The sequence below is a fragment of the Rhizobium sp. WYJ-E13 genome, assembly GCF_018987265.1.
Lineage (GTDB): Bacteria > Pseudomonadota > Alphaproteobacteria > Rhizobiales > Rhizobiaceae > Rhizobium.
Map to the genome: position 1 here is coordinate 556,667 of NZ_CP076854.1, position 16,140 is coordinate 572,806.

Here is a 16,140-nt window from a genome sequence, read left to right on the forward strand (position 1 = left end):
CATGAATGGCTTTCTGATCTATGCGGGCAAGCGTTTCCTGCAGTTCCTTTTCGTCGTTATTACCGGCATCACGCTTGCGTTTCTGATCGCACATTTCTCGCCGGTCGATCCGGTGGAGCAGACCGTGTCGCTGCTGACGAGCTTCGGCTCGACCGATCCGCAGGCGGTCGAAATCCTGCGCCAGTCGCTGCGGGAGCTCTATGGAACGGGCGGCCCGCTTCTCGATCAGTATTTCACGTTCTGGGGGCGGGTGTTGACTGGCGATTTCGGTCCCTCGCTGTCCTCCTTCCCGACGCCTGTCATGACCGTGATCGGCCGCGCCTTGCCTTGGACTGTCGGCCTTCTGACGCTCGCGACCATCATCGCCTGGATCATCGGCAACCTGCTCGGCGCGCTTGCCGGCTATTTCCGAAACAGCCGGCTGCTCAAGCTCGCCGGCATCGTCATCATGGCGCTGCAGCCGATCCCGACCTACATTATCGGCCTCAGTCTCGTCATTCTCTTCGGTTTCATCTGGCCGATCCTGCCGATCAGTGACGGCGCCCAGGTCAACCTTGCGCCGGCCTTCAACTGGGCCTTCATCAGCTCGGTGATCGAGCACGGCATCCTGCCGGCGCTGACCCTGGTGCTCGTGGGTATCGGCGGCTGGTTCATCTCCATGCGCTCGCTCGTCTCCAACATCGTCACCGACGACCATGTTATTTATGCCGAGCTTGGTGGCGTGCGCTCAAGCCGCATCTTTTCGCACTATGTGGCCCGCAACGCCATGCTGCCGCAGGTCACGGGCCTGGCACTCAGCCTCGGCAATGTCTTCGGCGGCGCCGTCATCGTCGAATTCGTCTTCAATTACCCTGGTATCGGCAAGCTCCTGATCTCGGGCATCTATTCTGGCGATTACAGCCTGGTGCTCGGCGTGACGACCATTGCCATCATTGCCGTCGCGTCCGCCGTCTTCGTGATCGACATCATCTACCCGCTGATCGATCCGCGCGTGAAACTGGGATAAGTGCGATGTTCAAGATCCTTAGAGACCTGCTCCGCTACAACAAGGAATTCCTCTTCGGGACGATCCTGATTCTGATCATTGTCGGGTTGATCGTCTCATCCTTCTTCTCGCCCTATGACGAGACGGCCATCTATGTCGTGATCCCCGATATGCCACCGTCAACCGAGTTCTGGTTCGGCACGACGTCGCGCGGACAGGATGTCTTCTGGCAGATCGGCGCGTCGCTGCGCAATACGCTCATCTTCGGCATCATCGTCGCCGTCATCAGTCGCCTCGTTGCGCTGGTCGTCGGCCTGGTCTCAGGTTACATCGGGGGGCGCACCGACCAGGTCATCATGGGCATCAACGATACGCTCGGCGCGCTGCCCAATATTCCGATCCTGCTTCTTCTGGTCTTCGTACTGCGTGACCAGATGACATGGTCGATGCTCGCAATCGTCGCGGCCCTGCTCGGCTGGACGCATGACAGCCGCCTCATCCGCTCCGTGGCGCTCTCGCTGCGCCATCGGGAGTTCACCCGGCATGCGGTCTTTTCCGGCATGCGCACGTCGCAAATCCTCATCCGCGAGCATCTTCCCTATGTCATGCCGATTGTCTTCTTCACCACGATGAACAACCTGATCTGGGCGATCGGCCTTGAAGTGACGCTCTCCATTCTCGGCTTTTCCGACATCAACCGGCCGACCGTCGGCGGCATGATCTATTGGGCCAATGCCCATTCCGCCATGGTCGCCGGTGTCTGGTGGTGGATCGCCTTCCCGATGCTCTTCGTAGTGATCCTCTTCCTCGGCCTCTTCATGCTCGCCATGTCGGTCAACGAATATATCGATCCGCGCTCGCGGCTCGCCCGGATGGGAGCCTGAGACGATGCAGAACCTTTTGAGGAAAGCGCCCTTGACCCTCGTCGAAAATTCCCGGGACGCGCTGACGATCGACGGGCTGAAATGCTATTACGTCAACGACTATTTCGGCGTGCGGCGCGAGATCCGCGCGGTCGACGATATCAGCCTGACGGTGCGCAAGAACGAGATCTACGGCATCGCCGGAGAATCTTCGAGCGGCAAGACCTCGCTGATCAAGACGCTTGCCGGCGCCATTCGCCCGCCGATGCGTGTCGTCGGCGGCACTGTCAATTTCAACTTCGGCGGCAAGCAGATCGACGTCTATGGCGAGCCGCAGAAAATGAAGGCCGCGCGCTGGCGGCACCTGTCCTATATCATGCAGGGCTCGATGAACGTGCTGAACCCGGTCCGGCGTGTGAAGCATGCCTTCAACGATTTTGCCTCCCAGCATATGGATCTCGATCCAGTCGCTTTTCGTCAGCGTGTCGAGGCGCATCTTGCCCGCCTGCATCTCGACCCGCATGTGCTCGAAGCCTTTCCGCATCAACTCTCAGGCGGCATGCGCCAGCGACTGACCATTGCACTGGCGACCGTCTGTGAACCGGAATTCATCATTGCCGACGAGCCGACGACGGCGCTCGACGTTCTGGTGCAGCAGGATGTTCTTGCGCTGATCAAGGAAGTCCAGACGCGCATGCAGGCCTCGGTCATCTTTGTGACACACGATATGTCCGTGCATGCCGCGATCACCGATCGCTTAGCCATCATGTATGCCGGGCGGCTTGCCGAAGAAGGGCCGACCCAGGCGATCTTCGACAATCCGCAGCATCCCTACACGGTTCATCTGATCGGCAGCCTGCCGCGGATCGGCGATACGAAAACCAGAAAGAGCCTGCAGGGCAAACCGCCGGCGCTTTCCAATCCGCCGCCCGGGTGCCGCTTCCACCCGCGGTGTCCGATCGCGATCGAGAGATGCTCGAAAGAAGTGCCCGTCATGCAGCCAAGCGCGACCGGCGGGCGTGTCGCCTGTTTCAGGGCAGGGGAGTATAAGATCCAATGAGCGGCGAACACCTTCTCGAACTTGAGAACGTCACCAAACTGTTTCCGATCGGCGGCTTCTTCTCGCGTGCCAAGATGGCGGCGGTCAACGACGTCAGTTTCGCGCTTGAGACCGGCCGGCCCGAGATTTTCACCATTGTCGGCGAATCCGGCTCCGGCAAGTCCACGCTTGCCAAGATGATTCTCGGCAGTGAAAAGGCCGACCGCGGCACGATCCGCTTCGATGGCGCCGATATCGGCGATATTCGCAGTCGCAGTGCCCGCGAAGCCTTCATGGCCAGGGTCCAGCCGGTTTTCCAGAACCCGTTCGAAGCCTTCAACCCTCTGACGCGCATCGACGAATACCTGTTTGCCACCGCTCATCGTTTCAAGGGTGCCAAGAGCCGCGCTGAGAGGGAGGCGCTTGCCGACGCGGCCCTGCAGCGGGTCGGCCTCTCCATTGCGGAGGTCCGCGGACGTTATTCGCACGAATTGTCGGGTGGCCAGCTTCAGCGCATTGCGGTGGCGCGTGCGCTCATTCCGGAACCGAAGCTGATCGTCGCCGACGAGCCGGTCTCGATGGTGGATGCGTCGCTGCGCATGTCGATCGTCAATCTTTTCCGCGAACTGCGTGATACGCTCAAGGTGTCGATCATCTACATCACCCACGATCTGGCGACGGCCTATTACATCGCCGATCGGGTCATCATCATGCGCAAGGGCGTGGTGGTGGAAAGCGGTGACGCGCGCGCTGTGCTCGACAATCCTCAGCATGAATATTCGATCGCGCTGAAGAATGCCGTCTTGCCGCCCGATCCGCATGAGGCGTCGGCGATCATTCGCCAGCGCCAGCAGGAGGGCGCATCGGTGCCCCGGAAGATTGCGCGCGCCTGATCCCCTGATGGTCAGAGCTTGGCCGTACCCGACAGAAGGTGCAGCCAAGCCGTGGTCTCAAAAGGTGCGGAAACGCAGGTTGGCTGCAGAGAGCTCGCTGACGGTGGCGCAGCCCATGAGCTTCATGCCGCGCTCGATTTCCGTTCTCATCTGCAGGAGCGCCCGTTCGACGCCGGCCTGACCGGCGGCGGCAAGCGGGAAGAGGTAGTAGCGGCCGACGCCGACGGCCTTGGCGCCGAGCGACAGGGCCTTCAGTACATGGGTGCCGCGCTGAATGCCGCCATCGACCATGACATCGATACGGTCGCCTACGGCATCGACGATTTCCGCAAGCTGGTCGAAGCCGCTTCGCGATCCGTCGAGCTGACGTCCACCGTGATTGGACAGCACGATACCGGTGCAGCCGATATCGATGGCGCGCTTGGCATCCTCGACTGTCATGATGCCCTTCAGGCAGAACTGTCCGCCCCAGGTCTTCACCATTTCTGCAACGTCGTCCCAGTTCATGGCGGGATCGAGCATCTCGGTGAAATAGCGGCTGATCGACATGGTGCCGCTGCCCATGTCCACATGGCTGTCGAGTTGCGGCAGGCGGAATTTCTCATGCGTGAAATAATTCATCGCCCAGGCCGGTTTGACCGCAAATTGCGCCATGCCGGCGAGATTGAGTTTGAAGGGAATGGCAAAGCCGGTACGCTTGTCGCGCTCGCGGTTGCCGCCGGTGATGCTATCGACCGTCAGCATCATCACCTGGACGCCTGCCTGCTTGGCCCTCGCCATCATTTCGCGATTGAGGCCGCGATCCCTGTGGAAGTAGAACTGGTAGACCTGCGGCCCGCTGCTGATCTGCCGCGCTTCTTCCAGGCTGATCGTCCCGAGCGATGAGACGCCGAACATCGTGCCGAATTTGCCGGCGGCATGGGCAACCGCCCTTTCGCCCTCATGATGGAAGAGCCGCTGCAGGGCCGTCGGCGAACAATAGACCGGCATCGCGAGTTTCTGTCCCATGACGGTGACCGACATATCGACTTCGCTGACGCCGCGCAGCACGCTTGGAAGAAGATCGCAGCTTTCGAAGGATGACGTGTTGCGCCTGTAGGTCACCTCGTCATCCGCTGCGCCGTCGATATAATTGAAGATCGGCCCGGGAAGGCGTTGTTTGGCGAGGCGGCGGAAGTCATGGAAATTATGGCAGTCTGAAAGGCGCATACTCGTATCCAATCGAGGGCTGGCATGTCATGCCTCCGCATGTGGCTCAGCCGATGAACGGCCGCGAGACCTCCTCGTCTTCGCGATCCATGACCTATGGGATACGATTATTATCGCACCAATCTCAAGCTCTCTTGAGTGCGCTCCCGTCGCCTCCTCGGATAAATATGCAATTTTTCCGACAGGCCTTCGAGATCTGATCAGCGACCAGCTTTGACCGCGAGCCAAATGACGTGCCGTGCGCCGCCGCGCTTGCCGTTGGCACGCGTATTGACCGCATCGACGGCAAAGCCACTATCCTTCAGCCGGCGGGTGAAGGATGGATCCGGTCCGGAGGACCAGACCGCGAGCACGCCGCCAGGGCGGAGTGCTTCGCGGGCGGATTTCAGGCCGGCGAAATCATAAAGCCGGTCGTTGGATTTGCGGGTCAAGCCATCGGGGCCGTTATCGACATCGAGCAGGATGGCGTCATAGCTGGCCTTGCCGGCGCGGATAGCTTCCTCGACATCTCCCTGATGGATTGCGACACGCGGATCGTCGAGGCATCCCTTGAAGACCTCGGCCATCGCACCGCGCGCCCAGGCGATGACCGCAGGCACCAGTTCGGCAACGACGACGCTTGCATCTTCTGGCAGGATCGCGAGCGCAGCCCGCAGCGTAAAACCCATGCCGAGCCCGCCGATCAGGATTTTTGGCTTTGGATGCGACTTGATGCGGTCGTGAGAGAGCGTGGCGAGCGCTTCTTCGGAACCGCTGAGCCGGCTGTTCATCAGCTCGTTGGCGCCGAGCATGATCGAGAATTCGCTGCCGCGCTGTTTCAGCCGCAACTCACCGCCTTCGCCGGGAATGGTCGCGGAATCGAGTTGGATCCAGGGGAGCATGGCAGTTTCGTCTCGGTAAAGGGGACCGTCCACTAGCATAGGCCGGCAGCCGATGCCAACAAACCTCTCTCAGACCACACGCATGAAATGGTCCGCCTCATATTCGACCACGGCCCTTGCCGATGCGGTCGTAGATTGCAGCGGTCGACGAAGAGGCCGAGCAGGGCCGTCTGACAATCTTTGAAATGTGATCCGCCTCAGAGCCCGGCGCCTTTCCACAGGGCATGAAAATGGTGGACTGGCCCATGCCCGGAACCGACCGTCAATTCGCCCGCAGCCGCGACCGCTTGCGCAAGATAGGCCTTGGCGGTTGCGACCGCCATCTGCGGCGAAACGCCCTTGGCAAGCTCCGCAGCAAGGGCGCTGGACAGGGTGCAGCCCGTGCCATGCGTATTCTTCGTCGGCACACGCCTGGCTTCGAACCAGTGAAGACCGGAAGCGATCGACAACACGTCCGGGCTCTCGTCGCCTTCGAGATGGCCCCCTTTGACCAGCACGGCAGCGGGACCAAGTGCCCGGAGGCGCTCGGCCTGCGAGGCCATCTGCTTACGGTTTTGGGCACACTCTTCGTGCAGCAGCGCGGCGGCTTCCGGCAGATTAGGGGTGAGGAGCGTAGCGAGCGGCAGCAGATGCCGTGTGAGCGCATCAACGGCCTGCGGGTCGAGGAGAGCCGCTCCTCCCTTGGCGATCATGACGGGGTCGATGACGATGGGAATGCCGCGATGGGGCGCCAGCGCCTCGGCAACCGCTTCGGCGATGCCGGCATTGGCGATCATGCCGATCTTGACGGCATCGACGCGAACATCGGCAAAGACGGCCTTGATCTGCTGGGCGACGAAATGCGGCGGCACGAGATGCACGCCGGTCACACCCAGCGTGTTCTGCGCCGTCAACGCCGTCAGCGCCGCCATGCCATAAACGCCACGGGCCGACAAAGCCTTGAGATCGGCCTGGATGCCAGCGCCGCCGGATGGGTCGGAGCCGGCAATGGACAAAACGTTGCGGATCATCGGCTGACCTTTCTGATTTCATCGGCAATGCGAAGCGTCGCAGCCTTCGGATCAAGCGTACCGCAGATCGCCGAGACGACAGCGAGCCCCTCGGCGCCTGCTGCAAAGACGGAAGCGACATGCTCGCTCTTCAGGCCGCCGATCGCAACTGTTGGAACGGGTGCAGCCTTTACCAGTCTCGCCAGCCCGTCAAAGCCGATCGGCTGCTTGTGGTCCGTCTTGGTTGGGGTGGCAAAGACTGGTCCGATACCGGCATAATCGACGATACCAGGGTCGATTGCCGTTGCCAGAGCTTCGGTCTCCACCGACAGGCCGAGGATCATGTCCGGTCCGATCATCGAACGTGCGGCGGCTGGCCCCGTATCGTCCTGGCCGATATGCAGCCCGTCGGCGCCGATTGCAACGGCCGCCTCCACATCGTCATTGACGATCAGCAGCGCGCCTGTACCCTTCAGGACCTCTTTCAGGGCAAGGCCAGTCTCCACCATTCTTGCCGTTCCGCCATGTTTGTCGCGAAGCTGCACCATGGTCGCGCCACCCGCAACGGCGAGCCGTGTCGTCTCGACCATGCCGATACCGGCGCAAAGATCAGGATCCAGGACCAGATAGAGGGAAAGGTCAAAGTCTTTCATGCGGCATTGATCCTGACTTTTGCATCCAGTGTCGAGCCATCAAGCGCGGCGAGCGCATCGAGGAAGCGCCAGGAGAAGGAGCCCGGGCCGGCAGCGTCTTTCGCCGCCTCTTCGCCGGCAACCGCGAAGGTGGCGAGCGCCGCAACTGCGCCTGCAAAGGGATCATCGACAATGGTTGCGGCAAAAGCGCCTGTGAGGCAGGTCAGCGAGCAGCCGAGAGCGGTGACTTGTGGCATCAGCGGCGAGCCGCCTTCGATGCGCAGCGCTTGTGCGCCATCAGTCACGAAATCAACGACCCCGGTGACAGCGACGACTGCGCCATGCCGTTCAGCGAGCAACCGGGCAGAAGCCTCGGCCTGCTCCACCGGGTCACGGCTGTCGACGCCCTGGCCGCGGCTTTCGCCGCCGGCAAGCGCGATGATTTCCGAGGCATTGCCGCGGATGATCGTCGGGCGAAGCGCCAGCAGATCGGCAACCGCCTTGCGGCGGAAGGAAGTCGCGTAATGGGCGACCGGATCGAGAACCCACGGCTTGCCGCCTGCATTCGCAGCACGTGCTGCTGCATGCATGCCGTCGATCCATTGAGTGGAGAGCGTGCCGATATTGACGGTCAAAGCGCCACCGATCGCAGCAAATTCTCCGGCCTCCTCGGCTGCATGAACCATGGCAGGCGACGCCCCGGCCGCAAGCACCACATTGGCGGCGATGTTCATGGCGACATAATTGGTGATGCACTGCACGAGCGGCGGCTTGGCGCGCATGGCCGTCAACAGTGCTCCGGGTGTCTTGTTCTCCATAGTACCCCTTTTCAGGCGGGGCAGGCACGGGTACGATCATGCAAGAGAGCAGACTGCCACCCGAGCGACTCCCTCCGCCGGCATTATCCGGTTCAGGTTCGAAGGGTGCTTCTCAGCCCATTCTTGCAAACGGGCGCCCCTGTCTCTCAACGGCACTCTCTCTTGCAGAGAATGGTGCCGCTGTCACTGGCAAAATGACGGTTTTACGAAAGAGACACACTCCTGGCGCCACAGCGTTGGTTTGGAGCTTGCCAACCTCTCGCATGGTCTCCTAAAAGCCCCCGCGTTTTGAGCTTGGCAAGCCCGATCCAATCAGCGCAGCGGGGCCGGAAGCAGGTTAGTCGTAAAGTCCTGATAGGAAACCGGACGCAAGAACCTGTAGATAGCGAGCGTCCCGACGGAGGTCGATCTGCCGTCGGCGGTTGCCGGGTAGGGGCCGCCATGCACCATGGCGGGCGATACCTCGACACCGGTTCCGAAGCCATTCACGAGCAGTCGTCCGGCAAGCATTTCCAGCTTGGGCACGAGGCGCCTTGCTTCCGGCCCGTCTTCGCTGGCGATGTGGAGGGCGACGGTCAACTGGCCTTCGAGGCCGTCGAGGACGCGCTCGAGTTCTGCGAGATCGCGGCAGCGCACGATAAGGCCGGCCGCGCCGAAGACCTCGTCCTGAAGCTCGTGATGCGCGAGGAATGCCGCAGCCGTCGTCTCGAAGAGAGCGGCCGTGCCTTCGAATTCACTGCCCGGCTTGCCATTGGCGACGAGGCGGACTTCCGGATGCTTTTCCAGCCGGGCGACGCCATCACAGAATGCCTTGGCGATAGAGCCCGTCAGCATTGTCTGCGCGTCGACATCAGGCAGGAGCTCCCGCGTCTTGGCAATGAAAGTATCGAGACCTTCGCTATCGACGGCGAGAATGAGGCCGGGATTGGTGCAGAATTGTCCGGCACCCAGGACCAGCGAGCCTACAAAAGCCGTTGCAATCTCTGCCGCGCGGCTTTTCAGGGCGTTGGGGAAGAAGATAACGGGATTGATGCTGCTCATTTCGGCATAGACCGGGATCGGCTGCTTGCGCTCGGAAGCGATCTTCATCAGCGCTGTGCCGCCGCGGCGCGAACCTGTGAAACCGACTGCCCGAATTCTTGCATCGGCGACGAGCTTCTGTCCGACCTCGAAGCCGGTATCGAAGAGGAGCGCGAAGGTGCCGACATGCAGGCCGGCCCTGGCGACGGCACGTTGTACGGCCCGGCCTACCAGTTCCGACGTGCCCGGATGGGCAGAATGCGCCTTGACGACAACAGGGCATCCAGCTGCGAGCGCAGATGCCGTGTCACCGCCGGCGACGGAGAAGGCGAGGGGAAAGTTCGATGCGCCGAAAACCGCCACGGGGCCGAGGGGAACGTTGCGCAGGCGCAGATCGGGCTTCGGAACAGGCTTGCGGGACGGATCCGCGCCATCGAAGCGAAGCTCCTGGAACCGGCCTTCACGAACCTCCTTTGCAAACAGCCGAAGCTGTCCGATCGTGCGGCCGCGCTCGCCCTCGATCCGTCCGCGCGGAAGTCCGGTTTCTGCCATTGCACGGACGACCAGCTCATCGCCGATCGCTTCGATTTCGCTGGCAATCGTCTCAAGAAAGGCTGCCCGCGTTTCCAGGTCGGTTTCCCGGTAGGAGGCGAAGGCCTCCCATGCAAGCTTGGTCGCCTCTTCGACGTCTTCTGCTGAGGCGCCACCGAAAGAGACGGGCAGAGCCGCGCCGGTGGCTGCCTCGACGCCATAAAGCTCGCCGCGCGTGCCGCGCTTTTCCGATCCCGCAACGAGCAGGCTTCCATTGATAGTCATAATGGGGTTCCTTTCAAAAAGATTCGGCATCTATATAGGCGTTCGCTTTCTCATTTTCACGACATCTTTACCCAATGGTCCGGGAAAATGGATAGCCTCGACACCGACCTTGTTGCCCGGGTGGCTGCTACCATTGTCGTCTCATCAGCCAAGTCCTGCCGCTCAAAGGGCTCGTGGCGGCGAGGACGTAGAAGTGGACCAAAGAGCTGCTGGCCCGAAGGGACGAAGCGCTGGCTCGAGACGCTTCGCAAGCGTCTGATCAGGGTGCGGAAAACCGCGCCTTGATCAATTCGTGGTCCGAGATCGCCACGCCATCGGCATCGACGGCCAGAACGGTCACGGCATCGCTCACCACAAGGCCGCGCGTGAACAGCCAGTCGAGCCGGGCGAAGGGCGGCTGTGGCACGCCGTCCGGGCCGGCGCGGCGCGTATGCACGAAATCATTGCCCGTTTCCCAATGGTAGCCGGCTTCAGCAACCAGGCCGAAAAGAGGCTCATGTGCTCGCGGCTCGCGTGAGCCACTGGGCAGCATATTGGTATTGAAATCGCCGCCGATCACGACGGGCAGGTCGCCGGCGAGCCTTTCGACGGCCTCGATCAGCCGCCTCGTCTGCCTGGCGCGATCCTCGACATCGGTCTTGCTTTCCAGATGGACGCTGACGGCAAGGATCGGTCCGAATGCGGTTTCGACCTTCGCGGCAATTGCCATACGTCCGCCGATGCGGCCCTGGCCGTCTTTCGCATCCGTCCACCATGTGCCGCCGTCATCGAGACGGATGAGTGCCGCGTCCTGCAGTGGCAGGCGGGAAAGCAGTGCATTGCCATGGAAGCCGACTGAATTCGTCTCCCCCTCATGCCGTTTGCGCTCGCGGGAGTTTCCAAGACCGAGTTCCACGAATTCCACGCCGAAAACATAGGACATGCCGAGATCACGAGCGAGATCGGCAACCGTATGACGGTCGCCGGCACGCGCCATGCCAAGATCGGCCTCGCTCAGAAGCAGGATATCGGCGCCGCTCTGGCGCACGAGTTCAATGGAGGGGGCATGATACTTCAGCCGCTCGGCATTCCACGCCGCGACGACGAAGCTGTTGCCAATATCGCTGCCGCCGGAGATCTTCGCTACTTCGATGGTCGCAAGCGCCGGCAGGATTGCTGCGAGCCTGTCATGTTCAGCCTGCGTCATGTCCGCGGAGCGCGCCTCATCGAAAAAGGCGGCCGAGGGAACGGTAAGGACCTCCACGGCGACCGCAACGAGATTGCGATCGCCGGCGGCGAGATCAGAGAAGCTCATCACCTCTGCCAGGCTCAGGCATCGACGGTGGCAGCGCCCGTGCGAGCCGGAGCAACGAGGACTGCGCCGGTGTCGGCCGAATAGAGATGGATCGAATCCTGGTCGATCGCGATGCCGATGCGGTCGCCCGTCTTCAGCGAGACCGAATCGGTCATGGCAACGGCGAAAGGCAGGCCATCGAAATCGGCATGCACGACGCGGCTCGCGCCGAGCTCTTCGATGAAGTCGGCGGTCGCAACGAGCGCGCCCGGCGCATCCGGAGAGACGAGGCGGGCGGCTTCGGCGCGCACGCCGAGAACGACGCGCTGGCCGGCAAGCTGCTTGCCGCGCTCGGTGGGAAGAGCGACCATCCGGCCTTCATCATAGATGAAGACACCGTTTTCGTTGACGCGGCCTTCCAGCAGGTTCATTGCCGGCGTCCCGACGAAGCCGGCAACGAAACGGCTTGCCGGATAGTGATAGACTTCTTCCGGCGTGCCGACCTGTTCGACATAACCGGAGTTCATGACAATGATACGGTCGGCGAGCGTCATCGCCTCGTTCTGGTCATGGGTCACGAAGATCGAGGTGGCGCCGAGGCGGCGATGCAGGCGGCGGATTTCCGCACGCATGGCGATGCGCAGTTTTGCGTCGAGGTTGGAGAGCGGCTCGTCGAAGAGGAAAACCTTCGGCTCGCGGATCATGGCGCGGCCCATGGCAACGCGCTGGCGCTGGCCACCCGAGAGTGCTGCCGGACGACGCTCGAGGAAGGGTTCAAGGCTGAGTGCCTTGGCGACTTCGGCGATCCGGCGGTCACGCTCGGCCTTCGGCACACCGGAAACTTTCAGCGCATAGCCGATGTTTTCGGCGACACTCATATGCGGATAGAGCGCGTAGTTCTGGAAGACCATGGCGCAGCCGCGTTCGCGTGGCTCAAGCTGGTTGACCACGCGACCGTCGATGGCGATTTCGCCGCCGGAGATTTCTTCCAGGCCGGCAATCATGCGCAAGAGAGTGGACTTGCCGCAGCCGGACGGGCCGAGGATGACGATGAATTCGCCCGACTGGATTTCGAGATCGACGCCGTGAACGACGGCGTTCTTGCCATAGCTTTTCTTCACGCCACGGATGGAGATCGGTGCCAAGGGTCTGTTCCTTTCACTTCTCGGTGGAGATTAGGCCGCGCACGAACCAACGCTGCATCAGGATGACGAGGATCAGCGGCGGCGACATGATGATCAATGTTCCGGCCATCGCGACGTTCCAGTCGGGCAGGCCGAATTCGGAGGGGATGAGTGTCTTGAGCTGCGTGACGGCAATGCCGAACTTCGGATCGGTGGTGATCAGCAGTGGCCACAGATACTGGTTCCAGGCCCAGACGAACATGATGGTGAAAAGTGCAATCATGTTCGGGCGCGACAGCGGCAGCAGCACGTCCCAGAAAAAGCGGACCGCACCTGAGCCATCCATCTTCGATGCTTCGGCAAGCTCATCGGGAACCGTCAGGTAGAATTGGCGGTAGAGGAAAGTACCGGTCGCGGTGGCGACCATCGGCAGCACGAGACCCGGATAGGAATTCAGAAGACCCCATTCAAGCTTGATCTGGATGCCGGTGACCTGCGCGACAAGCCAGCTGATGCCGGTGACATCGAGGATCGCCTGGAAGGGCTGAAGCGCATTGGCGGCGATCGAATAGGTCGGCACGATGCGCACCTCCAGGGGCAGCATCAGCGTGATGAAGATGATCCAGAAGATCAGATAGCGGCCGCGAAAGCGGAAATAGACGATCGAGAAGGCGGCCATGGCCGAGAGCAAGACCTTGCCGGCGCCGACCGTGGCAGCGAAGATGACGCTGTGGAACAGCTTGTTGCCGAGATCGGCACGAACCCAGGCTGTCTGTACGTTCTCCCAGAAATGGCTGCTCGGAACCAGCGGCAGCGGCACGCGGTTGACGGTCTCTAGATCGAGTGTCGATGCGACGACGACGATCAGGAAAGGCAGGAGTGCGATCACCAGGCCGAGTGCGAGCAGGGTGTAGCAGACAAAATTGAATATTGGCGTGCGTTCGATCATGTTTGCGACCTCACTTGTAGTGCACGCGCCGCTCGATGAAGCGGAACTGGAAAATGGTGAGCAGGATGACGAGCCCCATCAGGATCATGGATTGGGCCGCGGCACCCGAATAATCGAGGCCCCTGAAGCCGTCGAAATAGATCTTGTAGACCATGAGATCCGTGGCGCGCGCCGGACCGCCCTGGGTCATTACGTCGACGATACCGAAGGAATCCTGGAAGCTCTCGGTGATGTTGATGACCAGCAGGAAGAACAGAGTCGGGGTCAGCAGCGGCAGTTGGATATCCCGCATGCGGCGCAGCGGCCCCGAGCCGTCCATGGCGGCCGCCTCGATCAGCGAGCGTGGAATGCCCTGCAGTGCCGAAAGGAAGAAGATAAAGTTGTAGCCGATATATTTCCAGGAAAAGGCGATGACGACGGCGATCATGGCATCCTTGCCGTCAAGCGCCGGGTTCCAGAGCCCGGGCCAGACGTGGTTGATGACCGACAGAAGACCAGCCTCCGGCGCCAGGATGAAGCGGAAGGCGAGGCCGAGAGCGGGAGCGGCAATCGCATAGGGCCAGATGAAGACCGACCGGTAGATCTTGTGGCCGCGCAGTTCACGATCCGTCAGAAGCGCCAGGATGAGCGCCAACCCCATGGCGATAACAGTCGAACTGAAGCCGAAGATCATGCTGCGGGTGACGGAGTCCCAATAGATCGGATCGCTCAGCAGCAGTTTGAAATTGTCGAAACCGACCCAGGCATTGCCGCCGCCCCATGGCTGCTCGAGCGTGAACGCCCAATACAGCGCCTGCGCGCTTGGCCAGTAGAAGAAGACGAAGATCAGCAGCAGCATCGGAAATGCGAAGAGAAGGCCGATCGTCGTCGAGGAGAAAGTGACGCGCTTTTCCATGAGTGGTCGTTTTCGTCCTGGTTTGGTTCTGGCGCGGGCGGCGATCTCGCTTCCGGAGCCTGTAGGGAATGTGCAAAGACGCACCCGGCACGCCAAAGCGGCCGGGTGCGGCTCATATCAGTCGATCAGGGGAGCTGAACGCCCTTGTAGGTCTGCTGGAAGCGACGCAGGAGCTGGTTGCCGCGGTCAGCAGCAGAGTCGAGCGAAGCCTGGACATCGGCATTGTTGACGAAGATTGCCTGCAGGCCGTTCGCGATTTCGGTGCGGACCTGGAGCAGGCCACCGAGACGGATGCCCTTGGCAGACGTGTCGCCGGCCGGGGAAGCGGTCAGGCTCTGAATGGCAAGTTCGCGACCGGCATAGGGAGCCTTGTCGTAGAAGCCCTGCTTCTTCAGGTATTCGAAGCCAGAGTTACGAACCGGGATATAGCCGGTAACCGTGGACCAGGTGAGAGCTTCTTCCGGCTTTGCGATGAAGTTGAAGAAAGCAGCGGCAGCCTTGTATTCGGCGTCCGAATGACCCTTCAAAACCCAGAGCGAAGCGCCGCCAACGTAGGAGCTGTGGCGGGTTGCGTCGCCATAGGTCGGGAGCATCGAAACGCCCCAGTTCATGCCCTGCTTGGCGGTACGGCCGACGTTGCCATGGTCGCCAACGGAGGTCAGGATGACCTGGCAATCGCCAGCAGCGAAGGCTTCAACGAAGGTCTGGCCGACAGCCTTGTTCTTGATGACGGCGAGCTTGTTGTCGTACCAGGACTTCAGGTCCTTGACGTAGCTGACGAGCATCGGGTTCTTGTTGAACACCAGTTCGGCGTCGAGGCCTTCAAAGCCGTTCTTCTTCGTAGCGATCGCTTCGCCGTTGACGGCTTCGAACTGCTCGATGTACTGCCAGACTTCGTTGTTGGAGATGTCGAAGCCGAGCGGGCAAGCGTAGCCAGCGTCCTTCAGAGCCTTGAAGTCTTCGCCTGCTTCCTTCCAGGTCGCCGGAGCATGGTCCTTGCCGATCTTGGCGAAGGCGTCCTTGTTCCAGTACAGCAGCGCCGTCGAGGAGTTGAAGGGGAACGAATACATCTCGCCCTTCGACGTTGCGTAGTAGCCGGCGATACCAGAGAAGTAGTCGTTCCAGTCAACATTGTAGCCCATGTCCTTCATGAGCTTGTTGGCCGGGTAGTAGGCGCCCGAAAGCATGATGTCGAGCGTACCGGCATCCGAAACCTGAGCGATGGTCGGCTGCTTGCCGGCGCGGAAGGCAGCGATCGTGTTCTGCAGCGAGGCGTCGTAGGAGCCCTGGCTGGTGCAGACGACTTCATAATCGCCCTGGGACTGGTTGAAACGGTCGCACTGTTCCTGAACGCGCTTTGCGATGTCGCCCGAGTTACCGAACCAGAAGTCGATCTTGGTCTTTTCGGCGGCGGCGGCAGGACCAGCAGCAAGGAAGGCTGAAGCGAGAAGGGCGCCTACGGCGCCGAGAAGCTTGGCTTGCATGAGAACCCTCGAAAAATAGGACGCGCCCCCTCTTGAGCGCACGCCCTATTAACTGGTTCAATTTGCGGTAACCAATGAAGTTTCTATGACATGAATAGAGTAGAAAGCTTCTGTCACAAAATATTCATGTCGTAATTTCCTGAACATTCTGTGAGTGTCTGGTAAATTAATTTCTCGCGCTTCGTTGTAGGTGTCGTCTATATTTCATATATATAGGAAATATAGCTGAGTTTACGAAAGCATCTGCTGCTATTCAATTCTATTGATAGA

The 16,140-nt window shown here is 61.0% G+C and carries 15 protein-coding genes and 1 riboswitch; of the genes, 4 read left to right on the top strand and 11 right to left on the bottom strand.

Annotated features, from left to right (window positions below; all coding sequences use genetic code 11):
- Position 1: 1 nt before the first annotated feature.
- From KQ933_RS24145 to KQ933_RS24160, 4 genes are read left to right on the top strand one after another with little or no spacing between them, the layout of a single operon-like run.
- On the top strand, positions 2 to 1,006 hold the full coding sequence (locus tag KQ933_RS24145) for an ABC transporter permease (protein ID WP_216760347.1): 1,005 nt from the start codon (positions 2 to 4) through the stop codon (positions 1,004 to 1,006).
- Positions 1,007 to 1,011: 5 nt separating this feature from the next.
- Entirely contained in the window at positions 1,012 to 1,869 is an 858-nt protein-coding gene (locus KQ933_RS24150) for an ABC transporter permease (protein ID WP_216760348.1), read from the top strand.
- Positions 1,870 to 1,873: 4 nt separating this feature from the next.
- Positions 1,874 to 2,908, top strand: coding sequence for an ABC transporter ATP-binding protein (locus tag KQ933_RS24155; RefSeq protein WP_216760349.1), 1,035 nt, complete (start codon positions 1,874 to 1,876; stop codon positions 2,906 to 2,908).
- Entirely contained in the window at positions 2,905 to 3,780 is an 876-nt protein-coding gene (locus KQ933_RS24160) for an ABC transporter ATP-binding protein (RefSeq protein ID WP_216760350.1), read from the top strand. The genes KQ933_RS24155 and KQ933_RS24160 overlap by 4 nt, the downstream gene beginning before the upstream one ends.
- A 57-nt stretch (positions 3,781 to 3,837) precedes the next feature.
- Here the strand turns inward: KQ933_RS24160 and KQ933_RS24165 are convergent, their stop codons facing one another.
- From KQ933_RS24165 to KQ933_RS24215, 11 genes are all read right to left on the bottom strand, one after another.
- Positions 3,838 to 4,989: an alpha-hydroxy acid oxidase gene (locus KQ933_RS24165; RefSeq protein WP_216760351.1), complete on the bottom strand. Its 1,152-nt coding sequence runs from the start codon at positions 4,987 to 4,989 to the stop codon at positions 3,838 to 3,840.
- A gap of 200 nt (positions 4,990 to 5,189) precedes the next feature.
- Positions 5,190 to 5,870: a spermidine synthase gene (locus tag KQ933_RS24170; protein WP_216760352.1), complete on the bottom strand. Its 681-nt coding sequence runs from the start codon at positions 5,868 to 5,870 to the stop codon at positions 5,190 to 5,192.
- 197 nt (positions 5,871 to 6,067) lie between these two features.
- Entirely contained in the window at positions 6,068 to 6,880 is an 813-nt protein-coding gene (gene thiD, locus KQ933_RS24175; RefSeq protein ID WP_216760353.1) for a bifunctional hydroxymethylpyrimidine kinase/phosphomethylpyrimidine kinase, read from the bottom strand.
- Positions 6,877 to 7,512 (bottom strand): thiamine phosphate synthase, encoded by a 636-nt coding sequence (gene thiE, locus KQ933_RS24180; RefSeq protein ID WP_216760354.1) that lies wholly within the window; start codon positions 7,510 to 7,512, stop codon positions 6,877 to 6,879. Before thiE ends, thiD begins: the two co-directional genes overlap by 4 nt.
- Positions 7,509 to 8,309, bottom strand: coding sequence for a hydroxyethylthiazole kinase (thiM, locus tag KQ933_RS24185; protein WP_216760355.1), 801 nt, complete (start codon positions 8,307 to 8,309; stop codon positions 7,509 to 7,511). The genes thiE and thiM overlap by 4 nt, the downstream gene beginning before the upstream one ends.
- Positions 8,310 to 8,361: 52 nt before the next feature.
- A riboswitch (TPP riboswitch) is annotated at positions 8,362 to 8,460 on the bottom strand.
- Positions 8,461 to 8,621: 161 nt separating this feature from the next.
- The gene (locus KQ933_RS24190; RefSeq protein ID WP_216760356.1) at positions 8,622 to 10,145 is read right to left on the bottom strand and encodes an aldehyde dehydrogenase (NADP(+)); all 1,524 of its coding nucleotides are present in this window, start codon (positions 10,143 to 10,145) and stop codon (positions 8,622 to 8,624) included.
- A gap of 259 nt (positions 10,146 to 10,404) precedes the next feature.
- On the bottom strand, positions 10,405 to 11,439 hold the full coding sequence (locus tag KQ933_RS24195) for an endonuclease/exonuclease/phosphatase family protein (RefSeq protein ID WP_253958410.1): 1,035 nt from the start codon (positions 11,437 to 11,439) through the stop codon (positions 10,405 to 10,407).
- Between the two features lie 14 nt (positions 11,440 to 11,453).
- The gene (ugpC, locus tag KQ933_RS24200) at positions 11,454 to 12,563 is read right to left on the bottom strand and encodes a sn-glycerol-3-phosphate ABC transporter ATP-binding protein UgpC (RefSeq protein ID WP_216760358.1); all 1,110 of its coding nucleotides are present in this window, start codon (positions 12,561 to 12,563) and stop codon (positions 11,454 to 11,456) included.
- Positions 12,564 to 12,576: 13 nt separating this feature from the next.
- Positions 12,577 to 13,491, bottom strand: a complete 915-nt coding sequence (locus tag KQ933_RS24205; RefSeq protein WP_216760359.1) for an ABC transporter permease subunit — start codon at positions 13,489 to 13,491, stop codon at positions 12,577 to 12,579.
- A gap of 10 nt (positions 13,492 to 13,501) precedes the next feature.
- On the bottom strand, positions 13,502 to 14,386 hold the full coding sequence (locus KQ933_RS24210) for a carbohydrate ABC transporter permease (protein WP_216760360.1): 885 nt from the start codon (positions 14,384 to 14,386) through the stop codon (positions 13,502 to 13,504).
- 125 nt (positions 14,387 to 14,511) lie between these two features.
- On the bottom strand, positions 14,512 to 15,870 hold the full coding sequence (locus KQ933_RS24215) for an extracellular solute-binding protein (protein WP_216760361.1): 1,359 nt from the start codon (positions 15,868 to 15,870) through the stop codon (positions 14,512 to 14,514).
- Between the last annotated feature and the right edge of the window lie 270 nt (positions 15,871 to 16,140).